We start from the raw sequence: 20,847 nt of genomic DNA on the forward strand, positions 1-20,847 counted from the left end.
CGAACGATCAGGTCGACCAGTCGTCGAAACCAGGGAGAACCATGACCATTTGGACGTTGTTACGCGCGGCCGCCGTCCTCGCCGGCGGGTCAGCGGCGTTGCTGGCCGGCGGTGTCGCCCACGCCGACCCGGCGCTGCCAGTGCCGGCTCCCAACATTGGGGAACAGCTCGTCAACACGGCAACCCACGCACCACAGATGCTGCAGAGCCTCGCGACGGCTCTCGGGGCCACCCCGCCCGCGCCGTCCACCCCGCCGCCGCTGGCCGGCGCCACGATCAGGGCCCCGCAGCAGCCCGGCGGCGCTCCCAACGCGGCGTCGACCGTCCCCGGTGCGAGTTCGCTTCTGCCCGGCGCAACCACGGGCGCCCCGGCGACCGCTCCGGCCACGCCCGGGGTATCCACCGGTATCCCGGGGCTTACGCCGGCGGCTCCCGCGGCTCCGGCCAGCCCTGCGCAGCTGATGCCGACGGCGCAGCTGGATATGCCCCAGGTGCCGTTCCTTCCGGTGCCGCTGCCGCAGCAAGTGTCGCTGCCCGGCGACCTGGCGTCGTTGGCTCCGGGTGGCCTGCCGGTTCCGCATGGCGTGCAACCGGGCATGCCCGCGGTTGCCGCTCCGGCGCCCGCCGCGCCGAGCAACCCGCTGCTGATACCGCTCTCCGCACTGCCCTGACACGCACGGTTAGCCGGCCAACCCACGTTGGCCGGCTCACCACAACCGAGGATCGGGAGAACACCGTGGTACGCACTTCGAATCTGACCATTGGTTTGGCCGCTGCGGCCATCGCCTCAACCACTGCATTCGGGCTCTGCCCGACCGCCGCCGCGGACCCGGCGCCCGCGCCACCGGCGCCGTCTCAGCAGTTGCCCGGCCTGCCGGCGCTCGACCAGTTGAGCCCGATCATCCAGCAGGCTGCCGCCGACCCGCAGCAGGCGTCGCAGCTGCTGATGGCTGCCGCATCGGCGTTTTCGCGCAATCCCTCGGCGCCGGCGGAATCGAAAAACGTTGCATCGTCGGTGAATCAGTTCGTGCAGGATCCGACGGCCCACATTCCGGCGGTCGGTGTGGAACCGGGTTTCCAAGCACATCTACCCACCGGTATCGACCCTGCCCACGCCGCTGGCCCGGGCCCCGTTGCCGCGACGGCACCGGCCCCGGCTATCGCGCCCGTCGCCGCGCCGGTGCCCGCTCCGGCACCGCCCGCCGGCGCACCAGCTCCGTCGGCAGGGGCGCCGGCGGCTGCCGACACCGCGGCACCGGCTGCCGCCCCGGCGTACAACCCCGACGCTCCGCCCACGCAGGACTTCATGTATCCCTCGATCGGCACCAACTGCCTGGCCGACGGCGGCAATGCCATCGCGACCGCGCTGTCCGTCGCGGGGCCGGCCAAGATCCCGACACCCGGCCCCCGGCCCGGCCAGACCGCCTACGTGTTCACCGCGGTTGGCACACCTGGACCCGGCGAGGTGCAGAAGCTGCCGTTGAATGTCACCTGGGTCAACCTGACCACCGGCAAGTCAGGCAGTGCCACGCTCAAGCCGCAAGCAGACATCAACCCCGAGGGGCCCACGACGTTGACCGCGATCGCCGACACCGGGTCGGGCAGCATCATGTCGACGATCTTCGGCCAGGTCACCACCAAGGACAAGCAGTGCCAGTTCATGCCCACCATCGGTTCGACGGTGGTGCCGTAGTCGCTCGGGGCGCGAGCGTGCGCAGTTGTACGCCGCACACGGCGTGTCGGCGTACAAACACGCACGCTCGCGGTAACGAGTCAGCCGTCAGTAGGCCATGAACAGGATCGCATCGCGGTCATACTCGAGGCCGGGATGAACGCTGGCAAGGTGCGCCTGGGTCAGTTCGACCAGTTCGTCTTCGTCCTTGCCGACGATGGCCTCTCCGCACGGACACGTCAGATGTGTCTTCACGTTGCCGCCTTTCCCTTCATCCGCTTCTTGTAGGACCGCACCTGGTCGAGCGACCGGGCGTCGACGATGTCGGCAACCGACATGTGAGTACCGGCCTTGCCGTACTCTCCGGCCGCCGCCCGCCAGCCGGTCGGGGTGACGCCGTATTGCTTGCCGAGCAGCGCCAGAAAGATTCGTGCCTTCTGCTCGCCGAAACCGGGCAGGCCCTTGAGCCGCCGCAGCAACTCCGCCCCGTCCGGGTCGTCGGCCGTCCACAGCGCGGTGGCGTCACCTTGGTAGCGATCCACGACGAGCTGCGCCAAGGCCTGGATCCGCTTAGCCATCGATCCTGGAAAGCGGTGTATCGCAGGCCTTTCCGAGCACAGGGCGGCGAACTTCTCCGGGTCGTAATCGGCGATCTCGGCGGCGTCGAAACCGCCGATCCGGTCGGCGATCTTCTTGGGGCCCGCGAACGCGGTTTCCATCGGCACCTGCTGGTCGAGCAGCATGCCGACGAGCAGAGCGAACGGGTTGGCCGCCAGCAGCGCGTCGGCGGCCGGGTCTTGAGCAAGCTGCAGGTTGGGCACTTGCACAGTTTAAAGCGGGCCGGTAGCACCGCGCCGCGGGCATCCACAGTGCTGGCGGATAGCGACCGCGCAGCAGCAAAAAGCCTTGTGGTGCAGTAACTATCCGCTCTTGCGACGGAATTCGCGGCGGTTCTCCACCGGACCGTGCGTTCGCGACTGTTTGGCGCCGCTGTCCTTGTGCGCCGATCCACCGGCTGACTTAGCCTTCTTGCGGTCCAGAGCTTCGCGGAACCTGCGCTTGGTTTCGTCCTCCGAGGTGGAATCCGATTCGGAGTTGGATGCTGCCATGACGGCAGCCTAGCGCGGCGACGATGCGGGCGGGTACCGCCCGACAAGCAGGCGCAACGAGCCTGCGCGGCTACCGCATTCCGGGCGGCATGCCGTACACGTGGGCGATCGGCATCGTCAGCACCACGCGCCGGTCGGTGACCATCGCCTGGCGGTACTCTTCCCAGTCCGGGTGTTCGCCGGCGATGTTGCGGTACAAGGCGATCAACGCCCCCACGGTGTCGTCGTCGGGAGCGCCCGCCGGGGGCGTCAATTCCGCGGTGCCCTCGGCCACCGCATACGACCACCCGTCGTCGGAGCTGACCAGAAGCGAAGCCCGCGGGTCACGCCGCAGGTTGCGCGTTTTTGCCCGTGGCTCGGTGATCGACACCTGAATGGCGTTGCGGCGGGCGTCGAAGTAGTACTGCACGTTGGACAGCTGTGGACGCCCGTCGCGCTTGATGGTGGCCAGCACGCCGAGGGAGTTGTCGGCGATCACCGCCAGCAACTTGTCGTCGAACACTTGGCGTCCCATGCCGGAAGCTTACTCGGTTACCATCACGACATGATGGCCGTCCATCCTTGGGATCGCGGACTTTTCGAGGCGCCCGGATGACCAGATATGCGGGTTTCCTGCGCGGCGTGAACGTCGGTGGCGTCAACCTGAAAATGGCCGAGGTGGCCACTGCGCTGACCGACGCCGGATTGCACAATGTGCGCACCATCCTGGCCAGCGGCAACGTGCTGTTGGAGTCACCCGCCGACGCCGACACGGTTCGTGCGACGGCCGAGCGCGCGCTGCGAAAGAGATTCGGCTACGACGCCTGGGTGCTGCTCTACGATGTCGACACCGTGCGCGACATCGTCGAGGCTTATCCGTTCGAGCCCGAAGTGGACGGATACCACTCCTACGTCACCTTCGTCACCGACGCCGCGGTGCTCGACGAACTCAGCGCGCTGGAACCCGGGCCCGACGACAAGGTCGCTCGCGGCGACGGCGTCGTCTATTGGCAGGTGCCCAAGGGCGACACTTTGAACAGCACTATCGGCAAGACGATGGGCAAGAAGCGCTACAAATCGTCGACTACCACCCGCAACCTGCGCACCCTGGGCAAAGTACTGCGCTGAGCAGCGGCCGGTAGGGTTTCTCCGATGAGTCCCGACCGAGAAACGGCCACCCTCACCGGGGTTTCCGAGACGGCCCTGCTGACGTTGCGGGCCCGCGCCCGGGAGGCGAGCCGCGCTGACGCGGTCATCGACGACCCGTTGGCAATCAATCTCGTTGACTCGATCGATTTCGACTTCGCGAAGTTCGGCGCGACTCGCCAGGACATGGCGCTGCGGGCGCTGGCGTTCGACATCCAGACCCGCCACTACCTGGCTCGCCACCCGTCGGCGACGGTGGTGGCGTTAGCCGAGGGTTTGCAGACCAGTTTCTGGCGTCTCGACGCCTCTCTGCCTAACGGTCAATTCCGTTGGCTGACAGTTGATCTCCCGCCGGTCGCCGGTCTTCGCCAACGGTTGCTGCCGGAATCACCGCGGGTGTCGGTGTGCGCCCAGTCCGCACTGGATTACAGCTGGACCGAACGCGTCGACCCCGCGCACGGAGTGTTCGTCACCGCCGAGGGCCTGCTGATGTATCTGCAACCGCAGGAGGCGCTCGGGCTGATCGCCGAGTGCGCCAAGCGGTTTCCCGGCGGGCAGATGCTCTTCGATCTGCCGCCGGCCTCGCTAGCCCGGTATACCCGGGGCGGGCATCGGATCTCACGGCGCTATAAGTTCCCGCCGATGCCGTTCACCATGTCGGTGGCCGAAGCTGCCGATCTGGTGAACACAGTGCCGGGTGTCCGCGCCGTTCGCGACGTAGCGCTGCCATCGGGCCGCGGCCGGCTGCTCAACTTTCTGCTGACGGCCACCCACCGGTTCCGCGCGCTGGACTCGCTGCGTCCGACGTTGACGCTGCTGAAATTCGGCTAGTCACCGAAGGCGTCGCCGAGATAGCGCAACGCCTCCGCCTTGCCGAGTCCCAGCGCGCGAGCCACGTCGGCGTATGCCGCTGCCGCGTCCGCCATCGCGCGGTCCGACGGGTCGGCCCGGGCGACGAATGTGCCGAAGCGACCCCGCGTTTCGACGACACCGCGCGCCTCTAACTCCCGGTATGCGCGGGCAACGGTGTTGACCGCCATCCCGAGCTCACCCGCCAGTTCCCGGACAGTGGGCAGCCGGGCGCCGGGCGCGAGCGTGCCGGCGCGAATCGCGTCGATGATCTGCGTCCTGAGTTGGTCGAACAGCGGACGACCCGCTTGGTCCTCGATACGCAGCCACGCCCCCAGTTGCACATGCCCAGTATCGCGCAGTCCCGCTACATTAGTGGTGTGCGAGTAACGGTGCTCAGTGGCGCGGGTATCTCCGCCGAGAGCGGCGTACCGACGTTTCGCGACGACAAGAACGGGTTGTGGGCAAAGTTCGACCCCTATGAGCTGTCCAGCACGCAAGGGTGGCTGCAAAACCCCGAACGGGTCTGGGGTTGGTATTTGTGGCGGCACTACCTGGTGAGCCGCGTCGAGCCCAACGACGGCCATCGCGCAGTCGCGGCCTGGCAGGACCACGCCGAGGTCACCGTCGTCACCCAGAACGTCGACGATCTGCATGAGCGTGCCGGCAGTGCACCGGTGCACCACTTACACGGCAGCCTATTCGAATTCCGTTGCGCCGCTTGCGAGGAACGCTTCGCCGGTGAACTGCCCGAGATGACCGAACCGGCGCTGGAGGTCGAGCCGCCGATCTGCGCCTGCGGCGGACTGATCCGGCCCGACATCGTCTGGTTCGGGGAACCGCTCCCCGAGAAGACGTGGCAAAGCGCGGTCGAGGCCACCGCGGCGGCAGACGTGCTGGTCGTCGTCGGGACCTCGAGCGTGGTCTACCCGGCTGCCGGCCTGCCCGATTTGGCGTTGGCCCGCGGCGCGATCGTCATCGAGGTCAACCCGGAGCCGACGCCGCTATCGGCCAGCGCCACGCTCACCGTCCGGGAAAGCGCCAGCCAGGCTCTCCCGTCACTGCTGCAACAACTGCCCGCCCTGCTCAACTAGCCGGAGGCTGCGATAGCGGCGGCGAAACTGCGCACAGATGACATTTCGAGGCCGCAGATCGCGCGCTCACCGCAGTGTCGGCGCGAAGGCGCAACCGTCAGGTGCGACGCGCGCGGCCCAACGCGAACTCCGAAACCGGTAACGGCACCCACACCGGCATCGTCGACTCCCGTCGAGCGTCCTCGACGTCGAAACCGGCGCCGACGATCGCTCGCTCAGTGTCCCGATGCGTGTGGCAGTTGCCCAGCAGCCGCGGCCAGACCGTCGCGTCCGCGAGGCGCTGCAGCCGGCCCCGGAACCCGCCGCTGGCCACATGCTCGAGATACCGCAACTGGCCGCCCGGGCGAAGCCGCGAATGCAGTTGGCGGAGCACGTCATCGGGGTCGCCCACCGAGCACAGCACCAGCGAGCACACCACCGCGTCAAACGGCTCATCGCTGGCGAAGTTTTCGACAGCGTCGTCAATCACCCGGACCGGAACGGGGGCCTCTGCTGCGGCGGCGCGGGCACGCTCCGACAGCCGCGGCTCCGGCTCCACTGCCACCACCTGGTCCACGGAGTTCGGGTAGAAGGCGAAGTTGGTGCCGACACCGGCTCCGACTTCCAGGACCCGGCCGGATAGCCCGGACAAATTCTCCCGGCGCAGCGCACGGATCTGCTCGGTTTCGTGTGCTGCGATAGTGGGCCAGATCCGAGCGAAGAACGGGTTGTCGACCGTGGATGCCGGCGTCATACGTGCGAACCTTCCGACGATTGATGCAATACCAACCATTCCATCGTCTGTTCGGGCGTGGCGTCCGGCCCGACCAGTCCCGCCACGATATGCCCGAACGACACCGTGCACAGCACCCGGTCGACGAATGCTTCCACATCGCCAAAGGGCAGGTGTGGCTTGGCTATCAGCAGCGCCGCCACCCCGTGTGCGGCGCTCCAAAGCTGCAAGGCAACCGTATTCGGATCACCGGGCGGGTAGATGCCCTCGCGCATGAGTGCCTGCACGGTATCGCACAGGTGCTTGAACGCTGAGCTGGCCAAGGCGGCGTCGACGTCGCTGCCCGAGCGCCATTGCCCCATGGTGGCGATCCGGTACAACTCGGGGGTCTGCGTCGCGAACCGCACGTAAGCCAGGCCCTGGGCCCGCAGCACCTTCGCCGTGGACGGTTGACCGACCGCCGCCCGCTGCATCTCCTGGTCAAGCTTGTCTAAGTAGCGTGCGCAGACCGCATCCAGCAACGCATCTTTGTCCACGAAATGCAGATAGATCGACGGCGGCGTCACACCGACGCGCTGGGCTACCGAGCGGATCGACACCTCCTTGGCGTGCCCGACCTCCAGCAGCAGTTCGGTGGCGGCGTCCAGGATCTCGTCGCGGAGCAGGTCGCCCGACCCACGCGGGGCCCGCCGGCGCCGGAAATCACCCATCGGAACGCAAACCACCGTCCATGACCGACCCGGCGGGCTGCCCCACATCGTTGCGGTGCACGAGCGGTTGAGCCGGCACGACGCTGTCGCGGCGGTGCCGCCCCGGCCGGTGTTCCGCGGCTGCGGGCTTGGCACTACCGCTCTCACTGATCCCGAACCGCTCGTGCATCCAAGCCAGCGGTTTGGGCGCCCACCAATTCCACCGACCCAGCACGTGCATGAAGGCCGGAACCAGCACCATGCGCACCAGAGTCGCGTCCACCAGCACGGCAAGGGTCAGGCCGACACCGAACATCCGCATGAACGACACCTGCGCCGCGATCAGGGCAGCGAACGATATCGACATCACCAGCGCAGCGGCCGTGATGACCCGGCCGGTGCGGGCCAGTCCGAGCGCCACGCTCTCGTCGTTGGCGGCGCGGGCCGCCGCTGCGGCCGGACGTGCCAGCCGGGCAACCGGGGACTGCAACCAGTACTCGCGGATTCGGGAGACCAAGAACACTTCGTAATCCATCGACAACCCGAACGCAATGCAGAACAGCAACACCGGCATGTTGGCCTCCAGCGTTCCGCTGGGTGTGGTCCCCAGCGCGCCGAGATGTCCGTCCTGGAAGATCCACACCAGCGCGCCGAACGCGGCGGTCAGCGACAACACATTGAGCACCAGTGCTTTGAGTGGCAACACCACGCTGCCGGTAAGCAAAAACAACAACGCAAAGGTGATCGCGGCGATCAGCCCGAGCACCAGCGGCAGCCGGGTCATGATCGCGTTCACGCTGTCGCGGTTGATCTGCGCCAGCCCCGCCATGTCGGTGGCCCGGTCGGCCGGGCCGGGCACGGCTTTCAACCGGTCCAGCTGGGTGGCCGAGGCCTGGGAGAACAGCGGCGCGCTGCTGGCGACGGTCAAAAAAGCGCTGCCGTCGGCCATACCGGTGGGCGCGGCCGGTGGCCCCGCCCGGCTGCCCGCGACGAACGTCCCAGTGGGCGCGGTCACCGCAGCGACGTCGGACACCCGCGACAGGTCGGCGGCGTAGCGCTCGAGGTCGCTTTGGCTCACTCCACGAATGTCGGTCACGACGACGGGCACCGCCGTCGTCGAATTCTCGGTGAAATTGTTGCGCAGCTGGTCGCCAACCTGATGTGGCGATGCCGACTGCGGCAGCACCCGGTCGTCGGGAAACCCCCACTTCACTCCGAGGAACGGGGCCCCGAGCACCAGCAGCAACGCGATGACAGCCGATCCGATCGGCACCGCGCGGCGCATCACAAACTTCGTCGAGCGATACCAGAACAACTGCTCCACAGGTCTGTCCGCGAGGTCTGAGCCGCGCCGTAGCCAGGGCAACAGCACACGCACCAGTCGGCGCACGTCCAGCGAGTCCAGCCGCGGGCCCAGCAGAACGATGGCGGCCGGAGTCACCACCACGGCCGCGACCGCCACGAACGCCACGGTGGCCACGCCGGCGTAGGCGAACGACTTCAAGAAGTACATCGGGAACAGCACCATGACCGCCATCGACAAGGCGACCGTCGTCGCGGAGAACAGCACTGTGCGCCCGGCGGTAGCCATAGTCCGAATCAGCGCCTCGTCTCGAGGTGTGCCCTCGGCCAGCTCCTCGCGGTAGCGGCTGATGATCAACAGCGTGTAGTCGATAGCCAACGCGAGTCCCATTGCGGTGCTCAGGTTGAGCGCGAAGATCGACACGTCGGTGCTGAAACTGATGAACCGCAACACCGACATCGAACCCACGATGGCCAGCCCGCCCAGCATCAGCGGCAATGCCGCCGCCAGCAGTCCGCCGAACACCCAAATCAGCACAAAAAAGCTCAACGGGATCGCGATCGACTCCATCAGCAGCAGGTCGCGCTCATTCTGATGAGTGATCTGGGCGTACACCATCGCCACCCCGCCGGCTTCGACGCCGACGTCGCCGCGATCGTGGACCACCTCATCCGAGAGCGTCCTGGCGTACTTCTGCGCATTGTTCTCGCCGCCCTTGAGGTTGGCCACGATCAACCCGGACTTACCGTCCTTGCTGACCAGGTCGGCGGCAGCCTGCGGTGAGGTCCAGGCCGAGGACACGTTGAAGACCATCGGCGACCGCTGCACGTGCTCGACGATGTCGGTGCCCACTTGGCGGGCCTGCTCGCTGGTGACACCCCCCGGCGCTGTTACCACGATCAGCATCTTCTGATCGCTCTCGCCGAATTTGTCGGTCAGCAGCCGAGTGGCTCGCGCCGACTCCGACGTCGGATCCTGAAAGCCGCCCGCGGACAGACTCTTGGGCACTGGGATGCCGAAGACCACGGCTCCCACCAGGACGAGCAGCGCTACCGCCAGAATCTTGCCCGGGGCGACCAGCGCCAGTCGAGCGATTCTCTCCAGCATGCGCGTCCTTCCGCCGCCATACCAGCGGTAACTTATCAGCGATAAGTTACGCGCAGTTCGAGGCCGTGGCCTCGATGTCCTAGCAGTTAGGACGTGTGGGTATCCGGGATGGTTCACCGCAACGCCGGCCGTCAAAACATGCGTTCCCGAAGCGTATGGCTTTAGACATCTGACAAATAGCCGGTTCCAACAACCCGGACTCTTTGTCTCTCCCGTCGTACCTGCGGCAGAGCGAACCTACCCAGCGGTAAGAATTGCCATCATTTTCCGAATCGTGACTCAACGATTCCTTAATGGTGACCCATACGCTCATGAACATGTGGATCGACGACTCGAGTGCCGACGTCATCAAGGCCGACTTCGAGGCTCTCTACCACGGCGACATGCTGGTAGAAGGCGAGACCTCGGAGCAGTTCGACGACTGGCACCCGCTACCTACCGCGAGCTGACTGTCGCGAACGGCGTGGCCCCCGTGGCCGCCCCGCTGATGAGGTGAGTTTGCCCTCGATGTTGGTCCTGCTTTTGTTCTGATCCCCCGTCAGGCGGAAATCTTCTCGTCTTCGGCGCTGCTGACCATGTCACCCAGCCGGTCGGTGATCAGTTCTTCGGCCTCAATGACGATCCGCGATACCAGCTCTCCGACGGTCGGAATGTCGTTGATCAGCCCCATCGCCGTGCCGACTGACCAGATGCCGGCCTCCACGTCGCCGTCGTCGAACACCTTGCGGCCGCGCGCTCCGGCCACTAATTCCTGCACATCGGGGAATTGGCCGCCGTTGTCCAGGATTTCGACGACCTCACGCGAAACGGTGTTGGACGCCACCCGCGCGGTGTTGCGCAGCGGACGGAAGATCAACTCGGTACCCCGCTCGTCGCCGGCGACGATGGCTTCCTTGACGTTCTGGTGGATGCACGACTCGACCGTGCACATGAATCGCGAACCCATGTTGATGCCGTCGGCGCCCAACGCCAGCGCGGCGACCAGTCCACGCGCGTCGGCGAACCCGCCGGAGGCGATCATCGGGATGTCGATCTTGGCTGCGGCCGCCGGAATCAGCACCAGGCCCGGGATGTCGTCCTCGCCGGGATGGCCGGCGCACTCGAACCCGTCGATACTGATGCCGTCGACCCCCAGGCTCTGCGCCTTGACCGCGTGGCGCACCGACGTGCACTTGTGCAGCACCTTGATCCCGTTGTCGTGAAACATCGGCAGATGCGGCGCCGGGTTGGAGCCGGCGGTTTCGACGATCTTGATGCCGGCGTCGACGATGACTTGGCGGTATTCGTCGTAGGGCGGCGGGTTGATTGTCGGCAGGATTGTCAGGTTGACCCCGAACGGCTTGTCAGTGAGGTCCCGCGTCTTGGCGATTTCATTGGCCAAATCGGCCGGGGTGGGCTGGGTCAGCGCGGTCAAGAAACCCAGCGCGCCGGAGTTGGCGACCGCTGCCACCAGTTCGGCACGACCCACCCACTGCATGCCGCCCTGCACAATCGGGTGCTCGACCCCGAACGTCTCGGTGAACTTCGTCGTCAGGCTCATCGCGGCGCCATCCGGATCGCGCCGTCCAGCCGGATGACTTCGCCGTTGAGCATCGGGTTTTCGACGATATGCACGGCCAGCGCACCGTACTCGTCGGGCTTGCCCAGCCGGCTCGGGTGCGGCACCTGCTGGCCCAGCGACTCCTTGGCCGGCTCGGGCAGACCGGCCAGCAGCGGGGTATCGAACAGCCCGGGCGCAATCGTCACCACCCGGATGCCCTTGCCGGCCAGGTCGCGGGCAATCGGCAGGGTCATGCCGACCACACCGCCCTTGGAGGCTGAATACGCGGCCTGACCGATCTGGCCGTCGAAGGCCGCGACCGAGGCGGTGTTGATGATGACGCCGCGCTCTTCGCCGATCAGGTCGGTCTTGGCGATCCGCTCAGCACCCAGCCGCAACACGTTGAAGGTCCCGATCAAGTTGATGTCGACCACCTTGCGGAACGCCGCCAGCGGAAAGACACCGTCCTTGCCCAGCACTCGAATGGCGTTGCCGGTGCCGGCGCAGTTGACCACGATCCGCAGTGGGCCCAGCGTCTCCGCCAGATCGAGTGCGGAGGTGACAGCGTCTTCGTCGGTGACATCGGCCGGGGCGAAGCGGGCCCGGTCGCCGAGCTCGCGAACCACCTCTTCGCCTTTGAGGTCGAGCACCACCACCTGCGCGCCCGCGTCAAGCAGCCGCTTGGTGGTGGCCAGGCCCAGGCCCGACGCACCGCCGGTGACAAGTGCTGCGGCGTCTTTGATCTCCACGCGAAAATTTCCTTTCCGGCCGACCGCCGGGGCGCCGACCTACTGGTTGGTTGGGAACTATACCCAGTCGTCGAGAACGGCTTCGGCGTTGCCTCCGGACTGTACCGGCGGCCGCGGCACGTCCGGAGCACTGCGGGAGAACCGTGGCGCCGGCAACGGCTGCAGCCCGCCGTCGGCCTGATAGAAGGTATTGCGCTCGGTGACGTGCGGCTCGATTTCCACCTCGCCGAAGGCCAGTACCGGCGTCACACAGGCATCGGAATCGGCGAACACCCCGGCCCAGTGATCGCGGTCTTTGGCGGCGAACGCCTCGGTGAGCCGGGCCCGTAGTTCCGGCCAGCGCTTGACGTCGTTTTGCCCCGGCAAGTCGGCGGTGTCCAGCCCGAGACCGGCCAGCAGCGCCGCGTAAAACTGCGGCTCGATGGCGCCTACCGCGACGTAGCGGCCGTCGGAGCACTCGTAGGTGTCGTAGTAGGGCGCGCCGCCGTCGAGCATGTTGGTGCCGCGCTCGTCGGACCAGACGCCCGACGCCCGCATCCCCCACATCATCTGCACCAGCACCGAGGACCCGTCGATCATCGCGGCGTCGACGACCTGGCCCTTGCCCGAGGCCTGCCGTTCCCACAACGCGGACAAGATGCCGACCAACAAAAACATCGACCCGCCGCCGAAATCGCCGACCAGGTTCAGCGGCGGCACCGGCCGCTCGCCCGCGCGGCCGATGGCGTGCAGGACGCCGTTGAGCGAGATGTAGTTGATGTCGTGACCGGCTTGCTGGCTCCGGGGACCGGTCTGGCCCCAGCCGGTCATCCGGGCATACACCAGCCGCTCGTTGACCTTCGCGCAGTCCTGAGGGCCCAAGCCGAGCCGCTCGGTGACGCCGGGGCGGTAGCCTTCGATCAGCACGTCGGCCTTGGCGGCCAGCTTGAGCACCAGGTCGCGTCCCTCGTCGGATTTGAGGTCGGCGGTCACCAGCCGTCGGTTGCGCAGCGTGGACTGCGGAGTCCCCGCGCCCGGTGAGCCCGGCCGTTCGATGCGCACCACGTCGGCGCCGAGGTCGCCGAGGATCATCGCGGCATGCGGGCCCGGCCCGATGCCGGCCAGTTCGACTACCCGCAACCCAGTCAGCGGTCCCGCCATCTACCGACCTCCTTGTCGAGAACAACCGTGGCGATCGCCAGCGCGGCGAAGCCGGGCGTAGCGGGTCGCCACCAAACAACCCGGTGCTCGCATCTTCGCAGCCGCGCCGGACTGCCGTGCAGCCCGGTCACTTAAGGTGATCCACATGTTGGATTCAAGCGTCCTCAGGCCCGTTGCGGGCTTGTCCGTCGCGTTGGCCGACGGTGTGCTGTCGGTGACGATCGATCGACCGGACAGCCTCAACTCGCTGACGACCCCGGTGTTGGCCGGCATCGCCGAGGCCATGGAACATGCCGCTGTTGATCCGCGGGTCAAGCTGGTGCGGCTGGGTGGCGCCGGGCGAGGCTTCAGCTCGGGCGCGGGAATGAGCGCCGACGACGTCAACGGCCAGGGACCGGCGACTGACATCATCGTGGAAGCCAACCGCGCAGTCCTTGCGATCACTGCGGTGCCGCGACCGGTCGTCGCCGTCGTCCAGGGACCGGCCGCCGGTGTCGGCGTCTCACTGGCATTGGCGTGCGACCTTGTATTGGCTTCGGACTCAGCGTATTTCATGCTCGCATTCACCAAAGTGGGCTTGATGCCCGACGGCGGCGCGTCGGCGTTGGTCGCGGCCGCGGTCGGCCGCACCCGGGCGATGAAGATGGCGTTGCTGGCCGAACGCCTACCCGCCGCCGATGCACTGGCCAGCGGCCTGATCAGCGCGGTGTATCCGGCGGCCGACTTCGAAGCGGAGGTTGACAAGGTGGTGTCCGGACTGCTGTCCGGACCGGCAGTGGCCTTCGCCAAGACCAAGGAGGCCATCAACGCAGCCACGCTCGCCGAGTTGGAGCCGGCGCTGCACCGCGAGCTGCAGGGTCAGGCGATGTTGCTGAAATCCCACGATTTCATCGAGGGCGCAACGGCTTTCCAGCAGCGCCGCACCCCGAACTTCACCGATCGCTGAGTCGGGGCGGCTGGCCGACGGCTAGAACCCGAACAACGGCGGCAGCGCGAGTATGACGACCAGGCTCCACACGAAGTGGGTCAGTATCGGCGCCAGCACCCCGCCGGTCGCGCGGCGCTCCAACGCACACACCGCACCGAGGATGATCGCCGCGAATCCCAGCATCAGATTCTGGCTGGCCAATGTGGCAATGACGTAGATGACCGTCGAGATGACCACCGGGTGGTGCCGACCCAACGCCGTGTACAGCGCCCCGCGGTAGAACAATTCCTCGGCGATAGCACCGAGCAGCGCGATCGCCAAAGTCAGCCGCCACGAGCCCTGGTCGGCGAATTGGAAGACCCGGGAGATCAGATCCGAAACGGCCGGAATCTGTTTGGCGATAACCCCGCCGAGCACGAACACGCCGCCGAGCACCAAGCCGGTGGTGCTGCCGGTGATCACCGGACGCTGGTTGCGGCCGCGCCAGCAGATGCCGCCCAGATGGAGCGGTCCGGAGGCAAGCGCGCCGACCAGCCACACCGCGCTCAACGCCAGCGTCAGCCAGTAGAAGCTCGCTTCGCCGGGATGCCGGGTCATGGACAGTCCCAGCACCACCGCGCCGAGTACCAGCACGATTGCGACCACGATGCGCCGCCGGCGCACCACCGACGGCGGCTCATGGTGCGGTACCGCGACATTGGTGATCGCGCGGCGGATCTCCTGCAGCGCGCTGGTGTGCGGGCGAGTACTCAGGTCGGTCATGCAGGACGCCCCTTCGGGGTCAGAGTGATCAGGATGTCGAGGCCGGTTCGCAACGCACCGGCAATCGGGCCGGGGACCGCGTTCACCAGCCCAAGACCAGACCGCGCTATCGGCGGTGTCACCGCTTTGGCGAGCCGCCGGATGCGCAACGTGTCACCGCCGGCCCACACCGGATCGCTGTCGGCGAGGTGATGCGGGTCGGCCAGCGCGTTGACCGGGCGCGGTCGGCGGTTGGACAACGCTCGGGTGACGGCTTCGTCGACGCCGATCAGTCCGCCGGGCGGATCGGGCACCAGATCCCGCAGGCCGGCGCCAGAGGCGCGCATCGGGTGATCCAGCGATTCGACCAGGTCAGCAGCCAACCCGTCGGGCACGGGCAATGCGATCGCCGTGAGGCGCGAGGCCACTGCGGTGTCCACACCGCGCACCGGCAGGCCGGTGTGCCATTTGCCGGAAATGCGTGCATAGGTTTTCAGCAGTTCCCGGTACGACGTGGTGTCGGGGCCGGCGATGTCGTAGGAGCCCGCGGGTACTCGTTCCGGGTCCGCGGCGGCGACGAGGTAGTGCAACACGTCCCGGATGGAGATCGGGTCCACCGGGTTGTCCATCCAGGGCGGTATCGGCATGAGCGGAAACCGGTCGCCGACATAGCGCAGCATCTCGAACGACGTCGAACCGGCGCCCATGATCAGCGCCGCTCCGAGCCACACCACTTCCGGTCCGCCCTCGGTGGTGAGTGCTGCGGCCACCTCGGCTCTGCTGGTCAAATGCTCGGACAAATTGTCGTCATCGGGTACGAAGCCGCCCAGGTAGACGATGCGCTGCACCCCAGCGTCCTTGGCGGCGGCCGCGACGTTGGCAGCCGCGCTCTGGTCGGCGTCGCGGAAGCCGGGTTGACCGATGGCATGCACCAGGTAATAGATGACGTCGATTGGGCCGGCGACGGCCAGCGCCGCGCGCGTCGAGGCGGGCTCGGAGGCATCCAGAGCAACCGCTGTGATGTCGTCGACCCAGCCGAACTGGCCCAGGCGCGCCGGGTCACGGGTCGCGGCGAACACGTGGTGGCCGTCTGCAAGCAGTGCGGTAACCAGGCGCGATCCGATGTAGCCCGTGGCGCCGGTCACAAGAATCCGCACAACCCCCAACCTAGCGATGATGGCGGCGCCGGTGGGGTGGAAACGTGAGCCGAGTAGTCCGCCGGTGGCTGCCGCAATATTTGCGCGCCGCGGCGCCCCGCAGGTGCCGCAAATCCGGTGCAGGCAGTTTTGTAATGCAGTAAATGGCCGCGTCGAGTTGATTTGCGCAGGCTGTTGTGCCGTCAGATGCAGCCGAGTTCCGGTGCGGGACAACGACTTGACGGTCCTCGCAACGGTGCATGCGCGTGGACGAAAACTCGCTCCGGTCGATTAGACGGTGCTGCCCCATTACACACGTGTGCAATTTTTTGGCTGAACTGACAATGCGCCAGTAACGTAATGCGTACATGGATAATGACAGGATGCGCCCCGAGACCTCTGGGCTGCGCGTACCGACGGCCAGCACGTCGGCAGCCCCATCTCTCGCGGCAGTGGCAATCCAATTTCCGCCGCACTTCAACAGTCAGGACGACATATCCTCCGCAGTGACCGGCTTCGGCGGTGCTGAGTTCGCCCGGTTCACCGCCAGCAGCGGGGTCGCGTCGCGCCACCACGCGCTGCCACTGTCGCGCTACGCCGAACTGAGCGGCTTCACCGAGGCCAACGACGCCTTTCTCGAGGTCGCCTTGGATCTCGGCGAGCAGGCGCTGCTGTCGGCGTTCGACGCCGCCGAAGTCAAACCTTCCGAGGTCGATATCGTCTTGTCGACGACGGTGACCGGACTTGCGGTGCCCACCCTCGAGGCGCGATTGGCCACCCGGGTCGGCCTTCGCCCTGACGTCAAACGGCTGCCACTGTTCGGGCTGGGTTGTGTGGCCGGTGCCGCCGGGATCGCCCGGGTCTCCGACTATCTGCGCGCCTACCCCGATCAGGTGGCTGCGCTGCTGGCCGTCGAACTCTGCTCGCTGACCATCCAGCGAGATGACCATTCGATGGCCAACCTGGTCGCCTCCAGCCTCTTTGGCGACGCCGCAGGCGTCGTCATCGCCAAAGGATCCGATCGGCCGGCTGCCGGGCCGCGGGTACTGGCCACCCGCAGCCGCATCTACCCCGACACCGAGGACGTGATGGGCTGGAACATCGGCACCGAGGGGTTCAAGATCGTTCTGTCGGTCGAGGTTGCCACCGTCGCGGAGAAGTACCTGGGTGAAGACGTCCGCCAGTTCCTCAGCGACAACGGACTGACCACCTCCGACATCTCGACCTGGGTTTGTCACCCCGGCGGTCCGCGGGTGATCGATGCCGTGGAAAACGTCCTGGACCTGCCCGTCGATGCCCTCGATCACACCCGAAATTCGTTGCGCATCAACGGCAATCTCTCTTCGGTATCTGTGCTCGACGTGCTTCGGGCCAACATGGCCGATCCGCCGCCGCCGGGATCGCTGGGGCTGATGATCGCCATGGGCCCGGCCTTCTGCTCTGAACTCGTGCTGCTCGGCTGGTAGATCGTGTACTACCTGCTGATCCTGGCGATCGGCATCGAACGGCTGGTCGAGCTGGTCATCTCCAAGCGCAACGCGCGATGGGCTTTTGCCAACGGCGGTAAAGAGTTCGGCCGCAAGCACTATCCGGTCATGGTCACCGTCCATGCCGCGCTCCTGCTCGGCTGTGTTCTCGAGGTGTGGGCACTGCATCGGCCGTTCCTCGGCTGGCTCGGCTGGCCGATGCTGGCGGTGGTGGCGTCCAGCCAGCTCTTGCGGTGGTGGTGTGTCGCCACGCTGGGCCGTCACTGGAACACCTTGGTGATCGTCGTGCCGGAGGCGCCGTTGGTGCGACGAGGGCCCTACCGATGGCTGCACCATCCGAACTATGTGGCGGTGGTCGCCGAGGGCATGGCGCTGCCGTTGGTGCATTCGGCTTGGCTGACCGCGGCCGGATTCACACTCGCCAATGCGCTGCTGCTGAGTGTGCGAATCCGGGTGGAGAACCGGGCGCTGGGTTACGCCGCATGATTTACGACGCTGATGTGCTGATCGTCGGCGGCGGCCCGGCGGGTCTCGCTACGGCGTTACATGCTCGCAGACAAGGACTTTCGGTGGTGGTGGCTGAGCCACGAGCGGACCCGATAGACAAGGCCTGCGGTGAGGGTTTGATGCCCGGCGGTCTGGCCGAACTCACATCACTTGGCGTAGATCCCGCGGGTCTGCCGTTCCGCGGCATCGCGTATGTGAGCGAACACCGGCGGGCCGAGGCACGCTTTCGCGACGGTCCCGGCCGGGGCGTGCGGCGCACCACCCTCCATTCGGCGTTAATGGCCCGCGCCAAAGAGCAAGATACCGAATGGATTTCGACCCGGATCGACAACGTCGAGCAGGACGCCACCGGCGTGATCGCAGCCGGAGTGCGCGCAAAGTGGTTGGTGGCAGCCGACGGCCTGCATTCAGCGGTGCGCCGCGCCGTCGGAATCACGGCGGTTGCCGGTCGGCCGCGACGGTACGGCGTGCGCCGACACTACGCGGTGCCGGCATGGTCGGAATTCGTCGAGGTGTACTGGTCGCGGTGGGGCGAGGCGTACGTGACGCCGGTCGAGCCGGATCTGGTCGGTGTCGCGATCCTGTGTAACGGTCAACCGCAGCTGGAGTGGTTCCCCCGGCTGGCATGTCGACTACGCGGCGCTCAGCCCGGTCGAGCCCGCGGCTGCGGTCCGTTGCGCCAGGTGGTCTCTCGACGGGTCGCCGGCCGGGTGTTATTGGTAGGCGACGCAGCCGGTTACGAGGACGCCCTGACCGGTGAAGGCATCAGCCTGGCAGTCAAGCAGGCCGCCGCAGCGATCAGCGCCATTGTGGACGAGACGCCGTCGTCGTATGAACAGGCGTGGCGGCGGATCACCCGCGACTACCGCCTGCTCACCCGCACACTGGTATTGAGTACCGTCCCGCGCCCGGCCCGGCGTGCCATCGTCCCGGCTGCCAAAGCCCTGCCCGCCGTTTTCCGGCAGGCCGTGAACACGCTGGCGCAGTAGTTCGCGGTCCGTTAACGCGCCTTCCAGACCGGTGGGCGCTTCTGGGCGAATGCCAGCGGCCCTTCTTTGGCGTCTTCGGATTTCAGCAGCGTGCCGAATTCACGGGTGGTTCGGGCCCAGGCAGGTTCCTCCCCGGGTATGACACCGTCGTCGGCACCATAGGCGATCCGCTTGCTGGCCTGCACCGACAGCGGTGCGTTGACGGTAACCCGCTCAGCCAACGCCAGCGCGGCGTCCAGCACGGTGCCGTTCGGCACAACCTGGTTGATCAGGCCCCACTTGGCGGCCTCGGCCGCAGTGATCGGCTCACCGGTCAGCAGCATCTCGAGGCCGACTTTGCGGGGCAGCTGGTCGACGATCCGGAACACCCCGCCGGCGCCGGCGATCAGACCCACCTTCACCTCGGGCAGCCCGAACTGCGCGCGCTCCTCGGCGACCACCAAGTCGCTGGCCAGCGCCAGCTCGGTGCCACCCCCAAGTGCGGTGCCGTTGACCGCGGCGATCGTGGGCTTGTCGATGAAGTGGTGCACGTAGCCGGCGAATCCCCACTCGGCATGGTCGGGGTGGTACAGGTTCTCCCGGCGCGAGATCGCCTTGAGATCGGCTCCGGCGCAAAATGATTTGTCACCGGCGCCGGTGATGACGACCGCCCGCACCTCTGCATCGTTTTGGGCCTGCTCCAGCGCGTCGCCGACAGCAGTACTCACTGCCCCGTTAACGCAATTGCGGGCCTCAGGCCGGTTGATCGTGATGACCAATACATTGCCGCGGCGCTCGGACAGCGCAGCCGCATCCGTCACAGCAATTCCAGAATGGTGGCGTTGGCCTGTCCGCCGCCCTCGCACATTGTCTGGAGCCCGTAGCGAATTCCGTTGTCCCGCATGTGGTACAGCAGTGTCGTCATCAGCCGCGCCCCGGATCCGCCGAGCGGATGGCCGAGGGCGATCGCCCCACCCTTGGGATTGAGCTTCTTCTCGTCGGCGCCGATGTCTTTCAGCCAAGCCAACGGCACCGGCGCGAACGCCTCGTTGACCTCGTAGGCACCGATCTCGTCCAGGCTCAGCCCGGAGCGCTTCAGCGCCTTCTGGGTCGCCGGGATGGGCCCGGTCAGCATGATCACCGGGTTGGAGCCGGCCAGCGTCGCGGTGTGCACCTTGGCGATCGGCTTGAGCCCCAACGACTTCGCCTTCTCCGCCGACATGAACAGCAGCGCAGCCGAGCCGTCGGAGATCTGGCTGGAGTTACCGGCGTGGATCACGCCGTCCTCTTTGAAGGCCGGCTTGAGCTGGGCCATCTTCTCCATCGGTGTGCCGCGGCGGATGCCTTCGTCTTTGAGAATCGTGTTGCCGTCCTGGTCCTTGATGGCAACGATCTCATCGTCGAACGCCCCGGAATCTTGTGCCGCAGCGGCCTTTTCGTGAGAATCGAGGGAGAACTGGTCGAGCGTGGTGCGGTCGAATCCCCACTGCTCGGCGATCATCTCGGCGCCGATGCCCTGGTTCGGGACGGCGCCGTCGTAGCGGTCCAGGAAGTCCTGCGGGAACGGCCTGCCACCGCCGGCGAGCGACGAGCCCATCGGCACCCGCGACATCGATTCCACACCGCCGGCCACGACGACGTCGTAGTGACCGGCGACCACACCCGCGGCCGCGAAGTGCACCGACTGCTGGCTGGACCCACACTGGCGATCGACGGTGATACCCGGCACGCTCTCGGGCCAGCCGGCCGTCAGCAACGCGGTGCGACCGATGTCGAGGGCTTGCTCACCGGCCTGCATGACACATCCCCAGATCACGTCGTCGACGATCTCGGGGTCGACGCCGGCTTTGCCGACGAGCCCGTTGAGCACCTGGGCGGACAGGTCGGCGGGGTGCACCCCGGACAGACCACCGTTGCGTTTGCCGATCGGTGAGCGCACCGCTTCGACGATGACGGCTTCAGCCATGACGTTCTCCTTTGACTCGTGTGCC

25 protein-coding genes are annotated in these 20,847 nt (G+C 66.9%); 10 read left to right on the forward strand and 15 right to left on the reverse strand.

Going from position 1 to position 20,847, the window contains the following annotated elements:
* The first annotated feature begins 41 nt into the window (after positions 1 to 41).
* Positions 42 to 671: a hypothetical protein gene (locus AC5Y49_RS09915; protein WP_499887227.1), complete on the forward strand. Its 630-nt coding sequence runs from the start codon at positions 42 to 44 to the stop codon at positions 669 to 671.
* Positions 668 to 1,693 (forward strand): Rv1157c family protein, encoded by a 1,026-nt coding sequence (locus AC5Y49_RS09920; protein ID WP_499887229.1) that lies wholly within the window; start codon positions 668 to 670, stop codon positions 1,691 to 1,693. The genes AC5Y49_RS09915 and AC5Y49_RS09920 overlap by 4 nt, the downstream gene beginning before the upstream one ends.
* Before the next feature lie 87 nt (positions 1,694 to 1,780).
* Here the strand turns inward: AC5Y49_RS09920 and AC5Y49_RS09925 are convergent, their stop codons facing one another.
* From AC5Y49_RS09925 to AC5Y49_RS09940, 4 genes are all read right to left on the reverse strand, one after another.
* Positions 1,781 to 1,927, reverse strand: a complete 147-nt coding sequence (locus AC5Y49_RS09925; RefSeq protein ID WP_007169078.1) for a hypothetical protein — start codon at positions 1,925 to 1,927, stop codon at positions 1,781 to 1,783.
* Entirely contained in the window at positions 1,924 to 2,493 is a 570-nt protein-coding gene (locus AC5Y49_RS09930) for an HhH-GPD-type base excision DNA repair protein (protein WP_499886533.1), read from the reverse strand. Before AC5Y49_RS09930 ends, AC5Y49_RS09925 begins: the two co-directional genes overlap by 4 nt.
* A 99-nt stretch (positions 2,494 to 2,592) precedes the next feature.
* Positions 2,593 to 2,781 carry a DUF5302 domain-containing protein gene (locus AC5Y49_RS09935; RefSeq protein ID WP_499886535.1) on the reverse strand — a complete coding sequence of 63 codons (189 nt, stop codon included), beginning with the start codon at positions 2,779 to 2,781 and terminating at the stop codon, positions 2,593 to 2,595.
* A 70-nt stretch (positions 2,782 to 2,851) separates the two neighbouring features.
* Positions 2,852 to 3,295, reverse strand: a complete 444-nt coding sequence (locus AC5Y49_RS09940; protein ID WP_499886537.1) for a PPOX class F420-dependent oxidoreductase — start codon at positions 3,293 to 3,295, stop codon at positions 2,852 to 2,854.
* A 77-nt stretch (positions 3,296 to 3,372) separates the two neighbouring features.
* On the opposite strand from AC5Y49_RS09940, the gene AC5Y49_RS09945 reads away from it, so the two are divergent.
* Both AC5Y49_RS09945 and AC5Y49_RS09950 read left to right on the forward strand, forming a co-directional pair.
* On the forward strand, positions 3,373 to 3,888 hold the full coding sequence (locus AC5Y49_RS09945; protein ID WP_499886539.1) for a DUF1697 domain-containing protein: 516 nt from the start codon (positions 3,373 to 3,375) through the stop codon (positions 3,886 to 3,888).
* Between the two features lie 24 nt (positions 3,889 to 3,912).
* A complete protein-coding gene (locus AC5Y49_RS09950; protein WP_499886541.1) occupies positions 3,913 to 4,737 on the forward strand; it encodes a class I SAM-dependent methyltransferase in 825 nt (274 codons plus the stop codon).
* Here the strand turns inward: AC5Y49_RS09950 and AC5Y49_RS09955 are convergent.
* Positions 4,734 to 5,099 carry an Rv1152 family transcriptional regulator gene (locus tag AC5Y49_RS09955; RefSeq protein ID WP_499886543.1) on the reverse strand — a complete coding sequence of 122 codons (366 nt, stop codon included), beginning with the start codon at positions 5,097 to 5,099 and terminating at the stop codon, positions 4,734 to 4,736. The two genes, AC5Y49_RS09950 and AC5Y49_RS09955, sit on opposite strands and share 4 nt — an antisense overlap.
* A gap of 36 nt (positions 5,100 to 5,135) precedes the next feature.
* Here AC5Y49_RS09955 and AC5Y49_RS09960 point away from each other — a divergent pair, with 36 nt between their 5' ends.
* On the forward strand, positions 5,136 to 5,849 hold the full coding sequence (locus tag AC5Y49_RS09960; protein WP_499886545.1) for an NAD-dependent deacylase: 714 nt from the start codon (positions 5,136 to 5,138) through the stop codon (positions 5,847 to 5,849).
* Positions 5,850 to 5,946: 97 nt separating this feature from the next.
* Here the strand turns inward: AC5Y49_RS09960 and AC5Y49_RS09965 are convergent, their stop codons facing one another.
* From AC5Y49_RS09965 to AC5Y49_RS09975, 3 genes are read right to left on the reverse strand one after another with little or no spacing between them, the layout of a single operon-like run.
* Positions 5,947 to 6,582 (reverse strand): class I SAM-dependent methyltransferase, encoded by a 636-nt coding sequence (locus AC5Y49_RS09965; RefSeq protein ID WP_499886547.1) that lies wholly within the window; start codon positions 6,580 to 6,582, stop codon positions 5,947 to 5,949.
* Positions 6,579 to 7,271 carry a TetR/AcrR family transcriptional regulator gene (locus AC5Y49_RS09970; RefSeq protein ID WP_499886549.1) on the reverse strand — a complete coding sequence of 231 codons (693 nt, stop codon included), beginning with the start codon at positions 7,269 to 7,271 and terminating at the stop codon, positions 6,579 to 6,581. The genes AC5Y49_RS09965 and AC5Y49_RS09970 overlap by 4 nt, the downstream gene beginning before the upstream one ends.
* Positions 7,264 to 9,660: an MMPL family transporter gene (locus AC5Y49_RS09975; RefSeq protein WP_499886550.1), complete on the reverse strand. Its 2,397-nt coding sequence runs from the start codon at positions 9,658 to 9,660 to the stop codon at positions 7,264 to 7,266. The genes AC5Y49_RS09970 and AC5Y49_RS09975 overlap by 8 nt, the downstream gene beginning before the upstream one ends.
* Positions 9,661 to 9,977: 317 nt before the next feature.
* On the opposite strand from AC5Y49_RS09975, the gene AC5Y49_RS09980 reads away from it, so the two are divergent.
* Positions 9,978 to 10,109 (forward strand): hypothetical protein, encoded by a 132-nt coding sequence (locus tag AC5Y49_RS09980; RefSeq protein WP_499886552.1) that lies wholly within the window; start codon positions 9,978 to 9,980, stop codon positions 10,107 to 10,109.
* An 89-nt stretch (positions 10,110 to 10,198) separates the two neighbouring features.
* Here the strand turns inward: AC5Y49_RS09980 and AC5Y49_RS09985 are convergent, their stop codons facing one another.
* The 3 genes from AC5Y49_RS09985 to AC5Y49_RS09995 are packed head-to-tail and all read right to left on the reverse strand — an operon-like array spanning position 10,199 to position 13,089.
* On the reverse strand, positions 10,199 to 11,200 hold the full coding sequence (locus AC5Y49_RS09985; protein ID WP_499886553.1) for an NAD(P)H-dependent flavin oxidoreductase: 1,002 nt from the start codon (positions 11,198 to 11,200) through the stop codon (positions 10,199 to 10,201).
* Positions 11,197 to 11,949, reverse strand: a complete 753-nt coding sequence (locus tag AC5Y49_RS09990) for a 3-hydroxyacyl-CoA dehydrogenase (protein WP_499886555.1) — start codon at positions 11,947 to 11,949, stop codon at positions 11,197 to 11,199. The genes AC5Y49_RS09985 and AC5Y49_RS09990 overlap by 4 nt, the downstream gene beginning before the upstream one ends.
* 57 nt (positions 11,950 to 12,006) lie before the next feature.
* Positions 12,007 to 13,089, reverse strand: coding sequence for a CaiB/BaiF CoA transferase family protein (locus AC5Y49_RS09995; RefSeq protein WP_499886557.1), 1,083 nt, complete (start codon positions 13,087 to 13,089; stop codon positions 12,007 to 12,009).
* Positions 13,090 to 13,234: 145 nt separating this feature from the next.
* Here AC5Y49_RS09995 and AC5Y49_RS10000 point away from each other — a divergent pair, with 145 nt between their 5' ends.
* Complete coding sequence (locus tag AC5Y49_RS10000) at positions 13,235 to 14,035, forward strand: enoyl-CoA hydratase (protein WP_499886558.1); 801 nt, start codon at positions 13,235 to 13,237, stop codon at positions 14,033 to 14,035.
* A 21-nt stretch (positions 14,036 to 14,056) separates the two neighbouring features.
* Here the strand turns inward: AC5Y49_RS10000 and AC5Y49_RS10005 are convergent, their stop codons facing one another.
* Positions 14,057 to 14,779 (reverse strand): CPBP family intramembrane glutamic endopeptidase, encoded by a 723-nt coding sequence (locus AC5Y49_RS10005; RefSeq protein WP_499886560.1) that lies wholly within the window; start codon positions 14,777 to 14,779, stop codon positions 14,057 to 14,059.
* Complete coding sequence (locus tag AC5Y49_RS10010) at positions 14,776 to 15,915, reverse strand: NAD(P)H-binding protein (protein WP_499886562.1); 1,140 nt, start codon at positions 15,913 to 15,915, stop codon at positions 14,776 to 14,778. Before AC5Y49_RS10010 ends, AC5Y49_RS10005 begins: the two co-directional genes overlap by 4 nt.
* A gap of 362 nt (positions 15,916 to 16,277) precedes the next feature.
* On the opposite strand from AC5Y49_RS10010, the gene AC5Y49_RS10015 reads away from it, so the two are divergent.
* The 3 genes from AC5Y49_RS10015 to AC5Y49_RS10025 are packed head-to-tail and all read left to right on the forward strand — an operon-like array spanning position 16,278 to position 18,877.
* Positions 16,278 to 17,360 carry a type III polyketide synthase gene (locus AC5Y49_RS10015; protein WP_499886564.1) on the forward strand — a complete coding sequence of 361 codons (1,083 nt, stop codon included), beginning with the start codon at positions 16,278 to 16,280 and terminating at the stop codon, positions 17,358 to 17,360.
* Positions 17,361 to 17,363: 3 nt separating this feature from the next.
* The gene (locus AC5Y49_RS10020; RefSeq protein WP_499886565.1) at positions 17,364 to 17,867 is read left to right on the forward strand and encodes an isoprenylcysteine carboxyl methyltransferase family protein; all 504 of its coding nucleotides are present in this window, start codon (positions 17,364 to 17,366) and stop codon (positions 17,865 to 17,867) included.
* Positions 17,864 to 18,877: an NAD(P)/FAD-dependent oxidoreductase gene (locus tag AC5Y49_RS10025; RefSeq protein ID WP_499886567.1), complete on the forward strand. Its 1,014-nt coding sequence runs from the start codon at positions 17,864 to 17,866 to the stop codon at positions 18,875 to 18,877. The genes AC5Y49_RS10020 and AC5Y49_RS10025 overlap by 4 nt, the downstream gene beginning before the upstream one ends.
* An 11-nt stretch (positions 18,878 to 18,888) precedes the next feature.
* Here AC5Y49_RS10025 and AC5Y49_RS10030 read toward each other — a convergent pair whose 3' ends face one another.
* Positions 18,889 to 19,677: an enoyl-CoA hydratase-related protein gene (locus AC5Y49_RS10030; protein WP_499886569.1), complete on the reverse strand. Its 789-nt coding sequence runs from the start codon at positions 19,675 to 19,677 to the stop codon at positions 18,889 to 18,891.
* Complete coding sequence (locus tag AC5Y49_RS10035) at positions 19,674 to 20,822, reverse strand: thiolase family protein (protein WP_499886571.1); 1,149 nt, start codon at positions 20,820 to 20,822, stop codon at positions 19,674 to 19,676. The genes AC5Y49_RS10030 and AC5Y49_RS10035 overlap by 4 nt, the downstream gene beginning before the upstream one ends.
* Between the last annotated feature and the right edge of the window lie 25 nt (positions 20,823 to 20,847).

The sequence above is a fragment of the Mycobacterium sp. NGS62 genome, from assembly GCF_059812285.1.